Origin of the sequence: Microbispora triticiradicis (assembly GCF_005864065.1) — a bacterium.
Classification (GTDB): Bacteria; Actinomycetota; Actinomycetes; order Streptosporangiales; family Streptosporangiaceae; genus Microbispora; species Microbispora triticiradicis.
Window position 1 is genome coordinate 11,924 of sequence record NZ_VANP01000010.1, and the last position, 16,639, is coordinate 28,562.

A 16,639-nucleotide genomic window follows, 5' to 3' on the forward strand; every position below is an offset into this window, starting at 1 on the left:
GGTTACAGCGCCTCCGGTCCGCGCTCCCCGGTGCGGACCCGGATGACCGTGTCCACGGGAACCGACCAGACCTTGCCGTCGCCGATCTTCCCGGTCTGCGCCGCCTTGACGATGACGTCGATGACGTCCTCGGCGTCGTCCTCCTCGGCCAGGACCTCGACCCGGACCTTGGGCACGAGGTCGACCTGGTACTCGGCGCCACGGTAGACCTCGGTGTGGCCACGCTGGCGGCCGTAGCCGCTGGCCTCCGAGACCGTCATTCCCTTGATGCCGAACTGCTCCAGGGCGGCCTTCACGTCGTCCAGTTTGAACGGCTTTATGACTGCGGTGATGAGTTTCATGCGTCGACCTTCTTCGCCTGTGCCGCGGAAACGGGCCCGTTGACGGAGGCCACTCCCGAGGAGTGGACGGTGCCGAGGTCGTAGCCGGTCTCGGCGTGGGTGGTGATGTCGATGCCGGTGACCTCGTCCTCCTGCTCGATCCGGAAGCCCATCGTCTTGTCGATGATCTTCCCGATCACATAGGCCATGATGAAGGAGTAGAGGCCCACCGCGACAGGGCCGAGCACCTGGACGCCGAGCTGCGAGATCGGGCCGCCGTAGATGAGGCCCTCGTTCTGGCCGTCGGCGAAGGGGTAGCGGGCGATGAGACCGAGGGAGACCGCGCCGATCGCGCCGCCGACCAGGTGGACGCCGACCACGTCGAGCGAGTCGTCGAAGCCGAAGCGGTACTTCAGGCCCACGGCGTACGCGCAGACCGCGCCGGCCACGAGGCCGAGCACGAGCGCCGCCCACGGGTCGACGAAACCACAGGCGGGGGTGATGGCGACCAGGCCGGCGACGGCGCCGGAGGCGACGCCGAGGGTGGTGGAGTGGCCGTCGCGCAGCTTCTCCACGAGGATCCAGGCGCCGGCCGCGGCGGCCGTGGCGACCTGGGTGTTCATGAACGCGAGACCGGCGGTGCCGTCGACGGCGAGCTCGGAGCCCGCGTTGAAGCCGAACCAGCCGAACCACAGCAGGCCCACGCCGAGCAGGACCAGGGTGAGGTTGTGCGGGCGCATGGGGTCCTTGCGCCAGCCGGTCCGCTTGCCGAGCACGAACGCGAGCGCGAGGCCCGCGGCTCCGGCGTTCACGTGGACGACGGTGCCGCCCGCGAAGTCCTCGATACCGAGACCGGCGAGCCAGCCGCCGCCCCAGACCCAGTGCGCGACCGGGAAGTAGACCAGCGTCGCCCAGGCGATGCCGAAGACCACCCACGCCCCGAACTTGGCCCGGTCGGCGATGGCGCCGCTGATGAGGGCGACGGTGATGATCGCGAAGGTGAGCTGGAAGGCCGAGAACACCAGGTTCGGCATGCCGGTGCCGTCGTCCTTGGTGGCCGTGTCGATGAGGCTCTGCAGACCCAGGGCGTCCCCGCCGCCGATGATCTTGTTGATGACGTTGTCCCCGTCACCGAAGGCGTCAAAGGCCAGCGAGTGGCCGTACAGGACCCAGGTCAGGGTGACGGTGATGATGCTGACGAACGACATCATCATCATGTTCAGGACGCTCTTCGCCCTGGTCATGCCCCCATAGAAGAACGCGAGCCCGGGCGTCATCAACAGCACCAGTGCGGTTGCTGTGATCATCCAGGCGGTGGTACCGGTATCGATCTTCACCGACGCGGCCCTCCTTACATTTGGCGTGTGGCCGGTTATCACTCCCTCAGTGGCGTCGTCCCGGGCTTCCTCGGCCGGCTGGCTCACTGACGTTGGCGAAAGCGTGTTCTTCCGCCGTTTCAGCTCATGACCATGCGTGTTTCACATGTGTGAAACTCGCCCATCTCGTGTTTCGGCCAAGTTTCGGACGTGCAGGGAACGACAAAACGCGCACCCCTGGGGGTGCGCGTCGTCGTGGCCGGCACGCCGGCCGCCACGGGTGCCGCCGGGGTTCACCGAGCCGCTTGAGGGGCCGCCCGGGCCACCCGCCGGGTCACCCCGGTACGGCGGTCGTCAGGCGGCGCTGGCCATCTTCCGCAGCCGCGTCAGCGCGTCGCGCTCGATGCGCCGGGCGCGGTCACGGCCGATGCCGTAACGCTCGCCCACCTCGGTGAGGGTGTGCTCGCGGCCGTCCACCAGGCCGTACCGCCAGCGGAGCATGTCGCGGATCTGGCCCTCCAGGCCGGTCAGCCACTGCTCCAGGCGCTCCTTCTCCAGCGTGGCCATGGCCTGCTGCTCAGGGTCGGCCCAGGTCTCGTCGGCGATCATGTCGCCCAGCTCGGTCTCGTCCTCGTCGCCCACCCCGAGCTGGAGCGAGACGGGGTCGGACGCCCAGCGGCGCAGCTCCTGCACGCGTTCGATCGGCAGGTCGAGCACCTCGGCGAGGTCGGCGTCGGTCGGCTCGGCGTCGAACTCGGCCAGCATGTCCCTGCGGACCCGCATGAGCCGGGTCATCTGCTCGCCCGCGTGGGTGGGCAGCCGCACCGGCCGCGCCTGCTCGTGGATGGAACGGCCGACCGACTGCCGGATCCACCAGGTGGCGTAGGTCGAGAACTTGTACCCCCGGCGGTAGTCGAACTTCTCCACCGCCCGGACCAGCCCGAGGTTGCCCTCCTGAACCAGGTCGATCAGGGGCATCCCCCGCCCCGAGTACTTCCTCGCCACGGCGACCACGAGACGCAGGTTGGCCTGGATGAACTCGTCCTTCGCCCGCCGCCCCGAAACGGCGAGGCGCTCGAGCTCCTCGTCGGTCGCGTCCGCGATCTTGGGCTCGGCCCTCCCGCCGTCGAGCAACTGCTCGGCGAACAACCCCGCCTCGATCCGCTTGGCGAGCTCGACCTCCTGGTCCGCGGTCAGCAACGGAACGCGGCCGATCTCGGCCAGATACGTCCCCAGCAGATCCCGGTCAGCGATCTGCTGCTCCTGCGTCCGATTCCCCGTCGCCATACGATGGCACCTCGTTCCGCCGCCACGATATGCAATATGTGAGCCGGTGACCGGACACGTCCGCCCCGTTCGGCGTGGCCCCCGGCTTCCTGCTCCTGACCCGGTCAACGGCCGGTCCATGGCAAAGATTCCCCAAATGAATACGACCGGGGAATGGTTTCCAGTTCCTCCCCAAGGAGGATGCGGGGCCGGGAAAAAAGCCGTTTACCCAGGTGTGCCGGGTCTAAACAAGGCGGCGTCCCCCTCGCCACACCTGTGCCACCAGCGGCACGCCGGGCCGGTACGCCAGATGGACGTACGAGGGCGCCTCCAGGATGACGAGGTCCGCGCGGCCGCCCACGCCCAGGGTGCCGACGTCGGTGCGCCGCAGCGCCCGCGCGCCCCCGCGGGTGGCCGCCCGTACGGCCTCCAGCGGCGTCATGCCCATCTCCCGGACGGCCAGGGCGATGCAGAACGGCATCGACGTGGTGAATGACGACCCCGGGTTGCAGTCGGTGGCCAGCGCCACGGCGACCCCCGCGTCGAGCAGCCGCCGCGCGTCGGGGTACGGCGACCTGGTGGAGAACTCCGCTCCCGGCAGCAGCGTGGCCACCACCCCGGAGGACGCGAGCGCGTCCACGTCGGCGTCGCCGAGGAAGGTGCAGTGGTCGGCCGACGCCGCCCCCATCTCACAGGCCAGCCGCACGCCCGGCCCCTCCCCCAGCTGGTTGGCGTGCACCCTGACCTGGAGCCCGGCCTCGCGGCCCGCCGCGAGCACCCGCCTCGCGTGCTCCTCGCCGAACGCGCCGCGTTCGCAGAACACGTCCACCCACCTGGCGTACGGCGCGCACGCCTCCAGCATCGGGCCGGTCACCAGCTCGACGTACTCGTCGGCGGTGGTCTCCGGCGGGACGACGTGCGCGCCCAGGAACGTCGTCTCCTCGGTGAACTGCCGGGCGATCTCCAGGCTGCGCCGCTCGTCCTCGACGGTGAGGCCGTACCCGCTCTTGATCTCGAAGGTCGTCGTGCCCTGCATCGTCATCTCCGAGACCAGCAGCGCGGTCGTGGAGACGAGCTCGGGGATGGTGGCCGCCCGGGTCGCGGCGACGGTGGCGCGGATGCCGCCCGCCGTGTAGGGCAGGCCCGCCATCCGCGCGGCGAACTCCGCGGTGCGGTCGCCCGCGAACACCAGATGGGCGTGGCTGTCGACGAACCCCGGGACGACGGCGCGTCCCTCGACACAGACCCGCTCGTCGGCGGGCGGGGCGCCGGCCGTGGGCCCGATCCAGCGGACCACCCCCTTCTCCGCGACCAGCGCGGCGTCCCGGATCTCCTCTCGTTCGGGATCTCCCGTGAACAGCAGTCCGATCTCGGTGAACACCGTGGAAGTCGCGTCGCTCGGCCACACGTCTCCTGATCCTCGCCAGGCCCAGCGCCGCGCAAACCCGCCGGGCCCGCCTGGAATCCCCTATTCGGGGCCGAGCAGGGCGCCCGCGCGACCCGGGCCGGCCGCGGCGCCGGTCAGGGGACGAGCGGGGCGAGCGCCTCGCGCAGCAGCGCGCCCGCGTCGCCGAGGACGTGCCGCCCGTCCGTCACGACGCGCCGCCCGCCGGACACCACCGAGTGCACGTCGGCGGCCGTCGCCGCGAAGACCACCGACGCCGCCGCCGACGCCCTCGTCGCCCCCGCCGTGCGGACCGAGTCGAGCCGTACGGAGACGAGGTCGGCCCACGCGCCGGGCACCAGGCACCCCGCGTCGGGGAAGCCAAGGGACGCCTGCCCGGCGGCGGTCGCGGCGTGCAGGAGGTCGGCGGCCGGCCAGTGGCCGCGCTCCCCCGTGACCAGCCGCTCGTCCAGCTCCACCGCCCGCGCCTCCTCGAACAGGTCGATGACCGCCTGGCTGTCGCTGCCCAGCGTGACGGGCGTGCCGGCGTCCAGGAGCCGGCGGGCGGGGCCCACGCCGTCGGCGAGGTCCCGCTCGGTGGTGGGGCACATGCACACGTGGCTGGTCGAACCGCCCAGCAGCGCCACGTCCACGTCGGACAGGTGGGTGGCGTGCACCGCGGTCGAGCGCGGCCCGAGCGCGCCGTGGTCGTGCAGCACCTGCACCGGTGTCGCCGCGTACGCCTCCACGCACGCCTCGTTCTCGGCCCGCTGCTCGGACACGTGGACGTGCAGCGGGCCGGTGTGCCGGTGGGCGAAGTCGACGACGACGTGCATCTGCTCGGGAGGCACCGCGCGCACGGAGTGGATGGCCGCGCCGATCTCCACGTCCCGCGCCCCCTCGTGCGCCCGCGCCAGTGCCTCGGCCCTGGCCGCCCAGCGCTCGGCGTCCCCGTCGCCGAACCGCACCTGGGCACCGGTGAGCGCGTCGCCGATGCCGCCGGTCAGGTAGCAGGCGTCCAGCAGGGCGATGCGCAGACCGGCCCGCCTGGCCGCCTCGACCAGCGCCTCGCCCATCGCGTTCGGGTCCGCGTACGGCGTGCCCCCGGGGCCGTGGTGCAGGTAGTGGAACTCGGCCACGGCGGTGATCCCGGCGAGCGCCATCTCCGCGTACGTCGCGGTGGCCAGCGCGAGGTAGCGGTCCGGGTCGAGCGTCTCGGCGACCGCGTACATCCGCTCCCGCCAGCTCCAGAAGTCGCCCCGGCCCGTCTGGGTGTGGCCGCGCAGGGCACGGTGGAAGGCGTGCGAGTGGCAGTTGGCCAGGCCGGGCAGGGTCAGCCCGGCCAGCCGCTCGGCTCCCGGCGGAGGCGGCACACCCGGCCGGACGTCCCCGATGCGGGAGCCCTCGATCGCCACCGCGACGCTCTCCACGACCTCGCCGGGCGGCAGCCACGCCATCTCGCACCAGTAAGTCACGTGCACCGGTCCTCCAGCTGGGCGGCGTGGCTGGCGCCACGGCCGGTCCGACGGGCCGTCAGCGGGTCGGTCCCGCCGCAGGCCGCACGGTGAGCTCGGTGACATGCGCGTCCGGGGTGGCCGTCACCGCGGTCAGCACGGCGCGCGCCACCGACTCCGCCTCCAGATACCTTCCCGGCTCGTACGGCTCACCCTCCTGCTGGCGCACGTCCCTTTGCATGTCCGTGGCCACCCGGCCGGGGAAGATCGAGGTGACCCGCACGCCGTTCGCGTGCTCCTCCTCGCGCAGCACGTCGCCGTACGCGCGGAGGGCGAACTTGCTCGCGGCGTAGGAGCCCCAGTTGGGGTTGGCCCGCTGCCCCGCGCCGGAGTTGATCAGCACGACGTGCCCCCGGGCCGCCCGGAGGGCGGGCAGCAGCAGCCGGGTCAGCTCGGCGACCGCGACGACGTTGACCTCCAGCGTCCTGCGCCACACCTCGGCCGGCGTGTCGGCGAGGTTGCCGAGCCTGACGATCCCCGCGCTGTGCACCAGCAGGTCGAGCCGTTCCACCCCCTCCACCTCGGCGGGGGTCAGGTCGGTGAGCTCCACCGCCCAGGGACGGGACCCGGGCAGCTCGTGGCACATCGCGTCGAGCGCCGTGCCGTCCCGGCCGCCGAGCAGCAGGTCGTATGTGGGGGCGAGGGCGCGGGCGATCGCCGCGCCGATACCGCGCGAGGCGCCGGTGATCAAAGCCGTGGGTCGCATGGAGCACTACCTTAGGTCGCCACGCCGGGTCGCCGCCGTCCCGCCCCGCGCACGCCGGCCCGGCCCGCGTTTCCGGTGGACCGCGCTGGAACGCGGCGGGGCGCCCCGGCCCACTGACCGGAGCGCCCCGCCTCCGGCCCGGCCACCGGGCGCGCCCGCACGCGCGTTGCCCCCGGCGTCCGGGGCGGTGGTGAAGGAGAGGTAACGCACCTCCTGCCTTCCCGGCTCCCGGTCGAAAGAAGCTGTGGTCAGGTGTAAGGGCTGCTCACGGTTCCCCATCACCTGTCCGATCGTCCATCCGATCGCCCGTCCGGCGGCCCGTCGGCGCGAGCCCGCCGGTCGCCGGTCAGGTCGCCACGAGGAACTGCGTGGCGGCGAGCTCCCGGTAGAGCGCGTCGGCCGCGACGAGCTCGTCGTGGGTGCCCCAGGCCCGCACACGCCCGGCCTCCATCACCACGATCCGGTCGGCTCCGGTCACCGTGGACAGGCGGTGGGCGATCACCAGGACCGTCGTCTCCCGCGCCACCTCCGCCACGACCTCCCGCAGCCGCAATTCGTTGACGGCGTCGAGCTGGGACGTCGCCTCGTCGAGCAGCAGCAGCCTCGGCCGGCGCAGCAGCGCCCTGGCGATGGCCACCCGCTGCCGCTCCCCGCCCGACAGCAGGACCCCGCGGTGGCCGACCGGCGTATCCAGCCCCTCGGGCAGCCGCTCGACCAGGTCGTCGAGGCGGGTGCGGGCCAGGGCGCGGGCGATCTCCTCGCCGGTCGCCTCCGGCGCGCCGAAGAGCAGGTTCTCCCGCAGCGTCCCGGCGAGCACGGGGGCGTCCTGCTCGACGTACCCGAGCATGGCCCGCAGCTCGCCGAGCGGCCAGTCGCGGATGTCGCGCCCGCCGACCGCGATGCTGCCCTCGCGGGCCTCGTAGAACCGCTCGATGAGGCCGAACACCGTCGACTTGCCCGCGCCTGAGGGGCCGACCAGCGCGGTCATGCCGCCCGCCGGCACCTCGAAGGTCACGCCGTGGTGCACGACCGGCCGGTCCTCGTCGTACCGGAAGACGACGTCCGTGAACGTGACCCCGACGGGCGCGCCGCCCGACGCCGGGGCGGGCGCGGCGACCGGTTCCGCGGGCAGCAGGGCGATCTCCTGGATGCGGGTGACCGCGGCCAGGCCGTTCTGCATCTGGGTGAGGCTCTGGATGATCTGCCCGATCGGGGAGACCAGGTAGAACAGGTACATGAGGAACGCGATCAGCGCGGAGATCTCCATCTCCCCCGACGCGACCCGGGCGCCGCCCACTCCCAGCACCGCGAGGAAGGCGAGCTGGATGGACGTCCACGCGCCGACCCCGGCCAGCGACGTCCATCCGGCGGCGGCCACCCCGCGGTCGCGCGCCTCGGTGGCCGCCGCGGTCACCACCGCGGTCTCGCGGGCCTCCGCGCCGCTGGCCTTGACCGTACGGAACGCCTGAAGCGCCCGGTCGAGCATCGAGCCCATCTCCCCCAGCGCCTCCTGGGCCCGCAGCGAGGCCCGCCGGATGCGCGGGGCGATAACCACGCCCATGACCGCGACCAGGGCGACGACGGCCAGGGTGACCCCGAGCAGCAGGCCGTCCATGATCGCCATCATCACCGCCGCGCCGAGGAACGTGAACGCGCCTCCGACCAGCGACGCCAGCGCGTCGGTACAGACGGCCCGCAGCAGGGTGGTGTCGGAGCCGACGCGCGACAGCAGGTCGCCGGGGCTGAGCCGGTCCACCTCGGGCACCCTGAGCCGCAGGATGCGGTCCACCAGGGTCCGGCGCGAGGCGAGCACGATGGTCTCGCCCATGCGTTCGAGGAGGAAGCGCCCCGCCGCCGCGACCAGTGCGCCCGCCATGACCGCGGCCGAGAGACCGAGCACCGGGCCGGTCATCGTGCCGCCCGCGCCGAACGCGTCGATCACCCGCTTGGCCATCAGCGGCATCGCGAGCCCGGCGAGGCTGCCGGCGAGGCTGAGCAGGCCGCCCAGCAGGAGCGTCCGCCGATGAGGCCGGACCTGGTCGAGCAGCACCCGCCAGGCGGCCCGGTCCCCCAGTGACGCCTTGCGTGGCGGAGCGGGTGAACCGTCGTCGTCGCCGTCCGTCGCCACCGCAATCTCCTCCGCGAGAGCCCACCGTGCGATCTTCCGGGGACCCTAACGCACCGGAAAGGCCGGTGCGCGCGGAGATTCCGCGTCTCTGGCCGGCGCACCCGGCCGGCCCGTGACCTCGGGCCGCGCCGGTGAGCGACCCCTCAGCCTCCTACGCCGTAGAGCAGCCGGATGTCCCTGATGGTGTCCATGATCTCGTACCAGGTGAGGCACAGGGATGCCTCGGCCTCCTCGGTGCGCGCCTCGGCGGCCATCAGGCGGTCGCCGGTGAGCAACGCCGCCTCCTGTTTGAGTTGCGCCGCCATTTTCCGGAACACGAATCGCCCGCGAGACTCCATGCCGACCCTCCCGCCCCCCGCCAGCTTGTACATAAGCTGAAATACCCACAGAATCCGACGAAATTCTTTTCGTCCGATCAGCGGACACGCGTTCCCGGACGCACAGAGTTCCCGGAGGCACAGGGTTCCCGGGCGCTCAAGGGGGCTCCCGGACGCTCAGCGGGCCCGGGGGCGGCCCGACCGCCAGTGCCGCCCGGCCCGCTCCGCCCCCCGCCGGGGACGCGGGGCCACCGCCCGCCGCCGGTGGCGCCGTACGGGCGACGCGGGCGCGGGAAGGTCGTGACGGCCGGAGACGAACTCCTGGATGGCGATCTTCACCCGGATGACCGGCCTGCGCCAGCGTTCCTCCCGGTGGATCGCCTTGGCCATGAGGCGGGGCCGGGGCCGCCGCGCCCGCTCGGAGTAGAACCACCGGGCCCACGGCGAGCCGGGGCGGGCCACCCGCACCGCCCCCACGTACAGCGACGGCGGCACGAACAGCCCCAGCAGGCCGCTCCAGATCTTCCCCTTGAGCAGGGTGATCACGGCGAAGACGAGGTTGACCACGAGGAAGGCGGGGGCGGTCCCGCCGTCCCAGCCGAGCGGGTGCAGCCCGAACAGGAGCAGGCCGGTGGCGGCGATCGCCACGAAGACCGCGTCGACCGAGGTGCGGCCCTCCTCCTGCCAGTAGACGTCCCGCAGGTGCAGGATCAGCGCGAACTCGTCGAGCACGAGGGCCGCGCCCACGCCGAAGACGGCCGAACTGAACGAGTACCACCCCTGGGAGACGCCCGACAGGACCAGCCCGGCCACCCCGCCGAGCAGGGTGAGCACCACCCCGAAGACGACGTGGTGGATGTGCATCTCGCCGACGCTGACGTTGCCGAACCACCGCGTCCTGGCCCTGATCAGCCGGACGTTCACCCGCGTGCACAGGAACGCCGTGATCAGCGCCACGAAGAAGCAGAACAACGGCAAACGGTGCGCGTCGACGACGCGTTCGCGAAACCAGTCGGCCATACGGCTATCCATCCCCTGGTCCCCGATGCTACGGCCCGCCTCGGGGTGGTCAGGCAACGGTCATGCGGTGCGCGCCGGACCCGGCGGCGCTCAGGCAGCGCTCCACGCGGTGCTCGGGCAGCGCTCACGCGGTGCTCACGCGGTGCTCAGGCGGTGCTCAGGCAGTGCTCATGCGGTCCCAGGCGGCGCTTACGCGGGGCTCAGGCGAGGAAGCCGCGCAGCAGCGCGGCCGTCCCCTCCAGGTGCTCGGCCACCGCCCGGCCCGCCGCCTCGGGGTCGCCGTCCAGGATCGCGGCGGCGATGGCGGCGTGCTGCACCGCCGCGTGCTCGATGTTCGGACCCAGCACGGGGATCGCGTCGAGCAGGTCGGTGACCCGCAGCCGGGCGTCCGCGCACGCGGCGGCCAGCAGCGGGGAGCCGGTGAGCTCCCCGATGGCGAGGTGGAAGGCGATGTCCCTGCGGCGGTAGTCGGCCGGGGCGGCGTCGTTCACCCCGGCCAGCCGGGCCTTCAGGGTCTCCCGCCGGTCCGGGGTCAGCTCGGTCGTCGCGAGGACCCGGGCCGCCCCGCACTCCACGGCCATCCGGAACGTCAGGGCGTCTTCTAGCTCGTCCTCGCCCATCCGGGTGAGCGCTCTGCGCAGGTCGCCCTTGCGGGGGCGCGGCGGGCGGTAGACGACGAACGCGCCGCCGTACCTGCCGCGCCGTACGTCGAGGTAACCGGCTTCCTGCAGGGCCCGGATCGCCTCACGAAGGGTGACCCGGCTGATGCCGAGCCGGTTCGCGAGCTCCCGCTCGGGCGGCAGCTTCTCCCCGTGCGCGACGACACCCAGCTTGATGGCCTGGAGCAGGCGCTCGACGGTCTCCTCGAACGCGTTGCCCGCCCGCACCGGCCGCAGCAGCGACACCCCGCCCGTGAGCGCGCCGTCCGCCGCCCTGTCCCCGGCCTTGGAGTCCTGCCGTGCGGCGGCCCGCGGCGCGGAGGCCGGACGCGGCTCGGGGGCGGGCCGGGGGGCGGGTGCCCGCGCCGGGGTGCTGTCCATGCCTCGCCGTCCCTCCGCCCCTTCTCCGCCCTGACACGCCGTGCCCGCGCGTCCCGCCGTATCCCCCGCGCGTCCCGCGTGAACAGCGCCGTGTCCATCGGGTCCTCCGCGCGGCGACGGCCCGCCACACGATCGAGGTTGGTCCCGCGTGTTGTTGACTACGAGGGGAGCAGGGTGCTTGCATGCCTTCAATGGTCTGATTCTAGACATTTGGACGGGAGGCGTCGTGCTCGCCGTGGAACGACTTCGCGACGATGTCGAGGCGGGCCGGGTCGACACGGTCCTGCTCGCCGTCACCGACATGCAGGGACGGCTGCAGGGCAAGCGGCTGTCCGCGCGCTACTTCCTGGAGGAGGTGCTGGACCACGCCGCGGAGGGGTGCAACTACCTGCTCGCCGTGGACGTCGACATGAACACCGTGGACGGCTACGCCATGTCGTCCTGGGAGCGCGGCTACGGCGACTTCGTGATGCGGCCCGACCTGTCGACGCTGCGCCGGGTGCCGTGGCACGAGGGCACCGTGCTCCTGCTGGCCGACCTGGTGTGGGAGGACGGCTCGGACGTCGTGGCCTCTCCCCGGCAGATCCTGCGCCGCCAGCTCGCCCGGCTCGCCGAACGCGGCTGGACCGCCCAGGTCGGCACCGAGCTGGAGTTCGTCGTCTACGACGACAGCTACGAGCAGGCGTGGCAGCGGGGCTACCGCGACCTCACTCCGGCCAACCTCTACAACGTCGACTACTCGCTGCTCGGCACCTCCCGCATCGAGCCGCTGCTGCGCAGGATCAGGCTCGGCATGGAGGGCGCCGGGCTGTACGTCGAGTCCGCCAAGGGCGAGTGCAACCTGGGCCAGCACGAGATCGCCTTCCGCTACGCCGACGCGCTGACCACCTGCGACAACCACGTGTTCTACAAGAACGGCGCCAAGGAGATCGCCGCCCAGGAGGGCAGGTCGATCACCTTCATGGCCAAGCCGAACCAGCGCGAGGGCAACTCCTGCCACATCCACCTCTCGCTGCGGGACGCCGACGGCAGGCCGGTCATGGCGGGCGACGAGCCGTACGGGCTGTCGGAGACCGGGCGGCGGTTCGTGGCCGGCCAGCTCGCGGGGCTGCGCGAGCTCACCCTCGCCTACGCCCCCAACGTCAACTCCTACAAGCGCTTCGTGCCCGGCAGCTTCGCGCCCACGGCCGTGAAGTGGGGGGTGGACAACCGCACCTGCTCGATGCGGCTGGTCGGCCACGGGTCCTCGTTGCGGGTGGAGAACCGGGTGCCGGGCGGCGACGTGAATCCGTACCTCGCGGTCGCGGCGATGATCGCGGCCGGGTTGCGCGGCGTCGACACCGGGCTCGATCTGGAGGAGCCGTTCGGCGGGAACGCCTACGACTCCCCGGCCGAGCGGGTGCCGGCCACCCTCCGCGACGCCCTGGCCCTCTGGGAGGGGTCACGCATCGCCGAGGAGGCGTTCGGCAAGGACGTGGTCGAGCACTACGCCAACAACGCGAGGGTCGAACTGGCCGCCTTCGACGCGGCGGTCACCGACTGGGAGCTCTATCGGGGGTTCGAGCGGCTGTGAAGATAGTCAATCCGGCGACCGAGGAAGTGATCGCCGAGGTCGAGATGGCGGACGCCGCCGAGGTGGACCGCGCCGTCGAAAGAGCGCGTGCCGCGTTCCCGGCCTGGCGGGCGGTCGCGCCGGGCGACCGGGCCCGGCTGCTGCGCCGCTTCGCGCGGATCGTGGACGAGCACGCCGAGGAACTCGCGCGGCTGGAGATCACCGGCGCGGGGCACACGGCCGGCAACGCGCGCTGGGAGGCGGGCAACGTCCGCGACGTGCTCGACTTCTACGCGGGCGCGCCCGAGCGCGACCACGGCAGGCAGATCCCGGTGCCGGGCGGGGTGGACGTCACGTTCGCCGAGCCGCTGGGCGTGGTCGGGATCATCGTGCCGTGGAACTTCCCGATGGTCATCATGACCTGGGGGGTGGCCCCGGCCCTGGCCGCCGGCAACACGGTGATCGTGAAGCCCGCCGAGTGGACCCCGCTGACCGCGCTGCGGCTGGCCGAGCTCGCCCTGGAGGCCGGACTGCCCGAGGGCGTGCTCCAGGTCGTCCCGGGTGAGGGGGAGGTCGCGGGAGCCCGGCTGGTGGAGCACCCGGACGTACGGAAGATCGTGTTCACCGGGTCCACCGAGGTCGGGAAGCTCATCGGAGCCAAGGCCGCTGAGCAGGTCAAGCGGGTCACGCTGGAGCTCGGCGGCAAGAGCGCCAACATCGTCTTCGCCGACTCCGACCTCGCCAGGGCGGCGGAGTCGGCCCCGATGGCGGTCTTCGACAACTCCGGCCAGGACTGCTGCGCCCGCTCGCGCATCCTCGTGCAGCGTTCCGTCCACGACGACTTCCTCGCGCGACTCACCGAGGCCGTACGCGAGGTGAAGGTCGGGGACCCGGGCGACCCGGCGTCGCAGATGGGCCCGCTGATCAGCGCCGAGCACCGGGAGCGGGTCGCCTCGTTCGTCAACGAGGCGGACGTGTACGCGCGGGGGTCGTGCCCGAGCGGGCCGGGCTACTGGTTCCCGCCCACGGTGCTCGCCGGGTCGTCCTCGGAGTCCTTCCGGCGGGCCTTCACCGAGGAGATCTTCGGGCCGGTGGTCGCCGTCGTGCCGTTCGAGGACGAGGCCGACGCGGTGCGGATCGCCAACGACACGGCGTACGGCCTGTCGGGGTCGATCTGGACCCGCGACGTGGGCCGGGCGCTGCGCGTGGCGCGGGCCGTCGAGGCGGGCAACCTGTCGGTCAACTCGCACTCCAGCGTCCGCTACTGGACCCCCTTCGGCGGCTTCAAGCAGTCGGGCCTGGGCCGCGAGCTCGGCCCCGACGCCCTGTCCGCGTTCACCGAGACCAAGAACGTCTTCATCTCCACGGAGTAGATCAATGCAGCGTTTGCAGGACCGCGTCGCCGTCATCACCGGGGCGGGCAGCGGCATCGGACTGGCCACGGCCCGCCGGTTCGCCGAGGAGGGGGCGAAGGTCGTGGTCGCCGACCTCGACGAGACGGCCGGCGCCAAGGCCGCCGACGAGGTGGGCGGCCTGTTCGTCCGGGTGGACGTGGCGAACGAGGAGGACGTGGCCCGGATGTACCGGACCGCGTCCGAGGAGCTCGGCGCCGTCGACATCGCGTTCAACAACGCGGGCATCTCCCCGCCCGACGACGACTCGATCCTGGAGACCGGGATCGACGCGTGGCGGCGGGTGCAGGAGGTCAACCTCACCAGCGTGTACCTGTGCTGCAAGCACGTGATCCCGTACATGCGGAGGCAGGGCAGGGGCTCGATCATCAACACCGCGTCGTTCGTCGCGGTGATGGGCTCGGCCACCTCGCAGATCTCCTACACCGCGTCCAAGGGCGGGGTGCTCGCGATGAGCCGCGAACTGGGCGTCCAGTTCGCCCGCGAGGGCATCCGGGTGAACGCGCTGTGCCCCGGGCCGGTGGACACCCCGCTGCTGCGGGAACTGTTCGCCAAGGACCCCGAGCGCGCCCAGCGCCGCCTCGTCCACGTGCCGATCGGGCGCTTCGCGCGGGCCGAGGAGATCGCCGCGGCGGTCGCGTTCCTCGCCTCCGACGACGCGTCCTTCATCACCGCCTCGGAGTTCCTGGTCGACGGCGGCATCTCCGGCGCGTACGTCACTCCGCTTTAGGGGCTCGGGGCCGGGCGGAAGCGTTTTGTCAGACGAAGGGGGAGGCAGGGCATGTCCCGTCCGGTCATCGGCGTCACCTGCTACGTGGAGCCGGCGAGGTTCACCGTGTGGGACATGCCGGCGGCGCTGCTGCCGTACATGTACGTCGACCACGTCGTGCGGGCGGGCGGGCAGCCGGTCATCCTGCCCCCCGCCGGGGAGCCCGCCGCACTGATCGGCCGTCTCGACGCGCTGATCATCGCGGGCGGGGGCGACATCGACCCCGCCCGGTACGGGGCAGTCCCGGCCGAGCAGACCGGCTACATCCGGAAATTTCGGGACGACGCCGAGTTTGGGCTGATGAGCACCGCGCTGGCGGCCGGGCTGCCGTTCCTGGGCATCTGCCGGGGTTTGCAGGTGCTCAACGTGACGCTCGGCGGCACCCTCCACCAGCACCTTCCCGCGGTCGTGGACCACACCGGCCACTCCCCCGCCCCCGGAGTCTTCGGCCGCCTCCCCGTACGGCTCTCGCCGTCACTGGCCAAGGTCTACGGCGACGAGGAGCTGGCCCCCGCGCACTACCACCACCAGGCGATCGACCGCCTGGCCGACGGCCTGGAGGTCACCGCCCGCTCGGACGACGGCACGATCGAGGCCGTCGAGGTCACCGGCGCGGCGTTCGCCCTCGCCGTCCAGTGGCACCCCGAGGCCGACGAGGACGGCCCCTTGTTCCACGCCCTCGTCGAGGCCGCCCGAACTCGCTCCTGATCGTCTGGAGGCGGTCAATCCGCCGTCCCAGGTACCAGCCGCCGCCGGGGTGACGGACCAGATCGTCCAGTTCCCGTCCGTCTACAGGTGGTCGGCATGACGGTCAGCCGGGTGGAACCGCGCTCGCCCGTACGGGAAACGTGGCGGGGGCTCAGCGCTTGCGGAGTCTGCCGTCTTCTATTTTGCCTATTCGTGCGACCACATGCGGACCGGAGCCGCACATCCACACACCGACGCCGTTTCGCATGTCCGGCTTCAAACCGAGTCGATGACTGGAACACGACGGCCAGACGTGGAAAAACTCGTCGATGTAGTCCGCTTGAATGTTCGCCGCGATCTCTATCAATGTGTCCTGAAATCCGATTCCAAGTACTTCCCACCCATGGACGATCACTCCCGGCCCCCGAGCGTAGACCAGCGCGTTCATCGAGACTGTGGGAGTGACAGCCCAGTCGACGGTAGCAGGAAAGTCCGAAAGCACCAGCCGAAGAGCATGCTCGGCATGAGCGAACCGCAGGGCGAGCAACCGCCTTCGAAGGTCGTCCCCGAAGAGCAGGCCGTCTTCGGCATAGACTCTCCGCAGCTCTGCGATGGCCTCTGTGCCGAGGCGATCCACCTCGGCGTCAAATGCCTCGTCCTCTCGCAGCAGCGAGATCCACTGCGCGAACTCATCATCGGGATTCAATCGTTCCCCTGTGCTCGAGGCCGGCGACCCGCAGTCGTATCCAGCAGCAGGCGGTGGTTACACCTCCAGCCCGGTACCACATCGGCTACTTCAGATACTCCCACCCGGGAGCCACCTCACCAATTCGTCGTCATGACGTTGAGGCAAGCCCAGAAGACCGGCCAGACAATCCAGGGGACCGCCGATCTCACGTTCTCGCGCAGCGCGGAGATCGTCACGACTGCCACGACCTAAATAACCGGAATCGCCCAGATGATCACAATGACGATAGGCCCAGGCGCCATGGCGCATAACAGGAACGAGAGCATCACATGTGCCACGAAGGAAAAGAAGATTGCAGATGTCCGATACGACAGCTGTAGATCGTGGTCTGTCAAGGCGCTTGGACAGTACAGGCGTAGGAGCGCACTTCAGCCGAGCATGCGGGACACGGTTCAGCGGAACCGCCTGCAGCGCCGCTCGCCGCAGCTCTCGTTTGTTCACAATCACCATGAAGTCCATA

At 71.6% G+C, this 16,639-nt stretch carries 15 protein-coding genes; 4 read left to right on the plus strand and 11 right to left on the minus strand.

The genetic code is table 11. The annotated features are described in order from the left end of the window. Positions 1-2: 2 nt before the first annotated feature. The 10 genes from FED44_RS24160 to FED44_RS24200 form a co-directional block, all read right to left on the minus strand. Positions 3-341: a P-II family nitrogen regulator gene (locus FED44_RS24160; protein WP_111699519.1), complete on the minus strand. Its 339-nt coding sequence runs from the start codon at positions 339-341 to the stop codon at positions 3-5. Then, complete coding sequence (locus FED44_RS24165; RefSeq protein ID WP_208759146.1) at positions 338-1,627, minus strand: ammonium transporter; 1,290 nt, start codon at positions 1,625-1,627, stop codon at positions 338-340. Before FED44_RS24165 ends, FED44_RS24160 begins: the two co-directional genes overlap by 4 nt. Before the next feature lie 363 nt (positions 1,628-1,990). Next, a complete protein-coding gene (locus FED44_RS24170) occupies positions 1,991-2,923 on the minus strand; it encodes a sigma-70 family RNA polymerase sigma factor (protein WP_111699521.1) in 933 nt (310 codons plus the stop codon). Between the two features lie 223 nt (positions 2,924-3,146). Further along, complete coding sequence (hutI, locus tag FED44_RS24175; RefSeq protein ID WP_138462167.1) at positions 3,147-4,310, minus strand: imidazolonepropionase; 1,164 nt, start codon at positions 4,308-4,310, stop codon at positions 3,147-3,149. A gap of 113 nt (positions 4,311-4,423) precedes the next feature. After that, positions 4,424-5,767, minus strand: coding sequence for a formimidoylglutamate deiminase (locus FED44_RS24180; protein ID WP_244302215.1), 1,344 nt, complete (start codon positions 5,765-5,767; stop codon positions 4,424-4,426). 52 nt (positions 5,768-5,819) lie between these two features. Beyond that, positions 5,820-6,506 carry an SDR family oxidoreductase gene (locus tag FED44_RS24185; protein WP_138462169.1) on the minus strand — a complete coding sequence of 229 codons (687 nt, stop codon included), beginning with the start codon at positions 6,504-6,506 and terminating at the stop codon, positions 5,820-5,822. Positions 6,507-6,852: 346 nt separating this feature from the next. Beyond that, positions 6,853-8,634 carry an ABC transporter ATP-binding protein gene (locus FED44_RS24190; RefSeq protein ID WP_244302217.1) on the minus strand — a complete coding sequence of 594 codons (1,782 nt, stop codon included), beginning with the start codon at positions 8,632-8,634 and terminating at the stop codon, positions 6,853-6,855. Between the two features lie 143 nt (positions 8,635-8,777). Next, complete coding sequence (locus tag FED44_RS35995) at positions 8,778-8,939, minus strand: hypothetical protein (protein WP_165900921.1); 162 nt, start codon at positions 8,937-8,939, stop codon at positions 8,778-8,780. 189 nt (positions 8,940-9,128) lie between these two features. Further along, positions 9,129-9,971: a hypothetical protein gene (locus tag FED44_RS24195; RefSeq protein WP_138462170.1), complete on the minus strand. Its 843-nt coding sequence runs from the start codon at positions 9,969-9,971 to the stop codon at positions 9,129-9,131. A gap of 200 nt (positions 9,972-10,171) precedes the next feature. Then, positions 10,172-11,011 (minus strand): FadR/GntR family transcriptional regulator, encoded by an 840-nt coding sequence (locus FED44_RS24200; protein ID WP_138462171.1) that lies wholly within the window; start codon positions 11,009-11,011, stop codon positions 10,172-10,174. Between the two features lie 235 nt (positions 11,012-11,246). Here FED44_RS24200 and FED44_RS24210 point away from each other — a divergent pair, with 235 nt between their 5' ends. From FED44_RS24210 to FED44_RS24225, 4 genes are read left to right on the plus strand one after another with little or no spacing between them, the layout of a single operon-like run. After that, positions 11,247-12,584 (plus strand): glutamine synthetase family protein, encoded by a 1,338-nt coding sequence (locus tag FED44_RS24210; protein ID WP_187406093.1) that lies wholly within the window; start codon positions 11,247-11,249, stop codon positions 12,582-12,584. Positions 12,585-12,628: 44 nt separating this feature from the next. Beyond that, a complete protein-coding gene (locus FED44_RS24215) occupies positions 12,629-13,936 on the plus strand; it encodes an aldehyde dehydrogenase family protein (protein WP_244302251.1) in 1,308 nt (435 codons plus the stop codon). A gap of 4 nt (positions 13,937-13,940) precedes the next feature. After that, positions 13,941-14,705, plus strand: a complete 765-nt coding sequence (locus FED44_RS24220; RefSeq protein ID WP_138462173.1) for a 3-oxoacyl-ACP reductase — start codon at positions 13,941-13,943, stop codon at positions 14,703-14,705. A 51-nt stretch (positions 14,706-14,756) separates the two neighbouring features. After that, complete coding sequence (locus FED44_RS24225; RefSeq protein ID WP_138462174.1) at positions 14,757-15,452, plus strand: gamma-glutamyl-gamma-aminobutyrate hydrolase family protein; 696 nt, start codon at positions 14,757-14,759, stop codon at positions 15,450-15,452. Positions 15,453-15,603: 151 nt separating this feature from the next. Here the strand turns inward: FED44_RS24225 and FED44_RS24230 are convergent, their stop codons facing one another. Further along, positions 15,604-16,137 (minus strand): hypothetical protein, encoded by a 534-nt coding sequence (locus tag FED44_RS24230; protein ID WP_138462175.1) that lies wholly within the window; start codon positions 16,135-16,137, stop codon positions 15,604-15,606. Between the last annotated feature and the right edge of the window lie 502 nt (positions 16,138-16,639).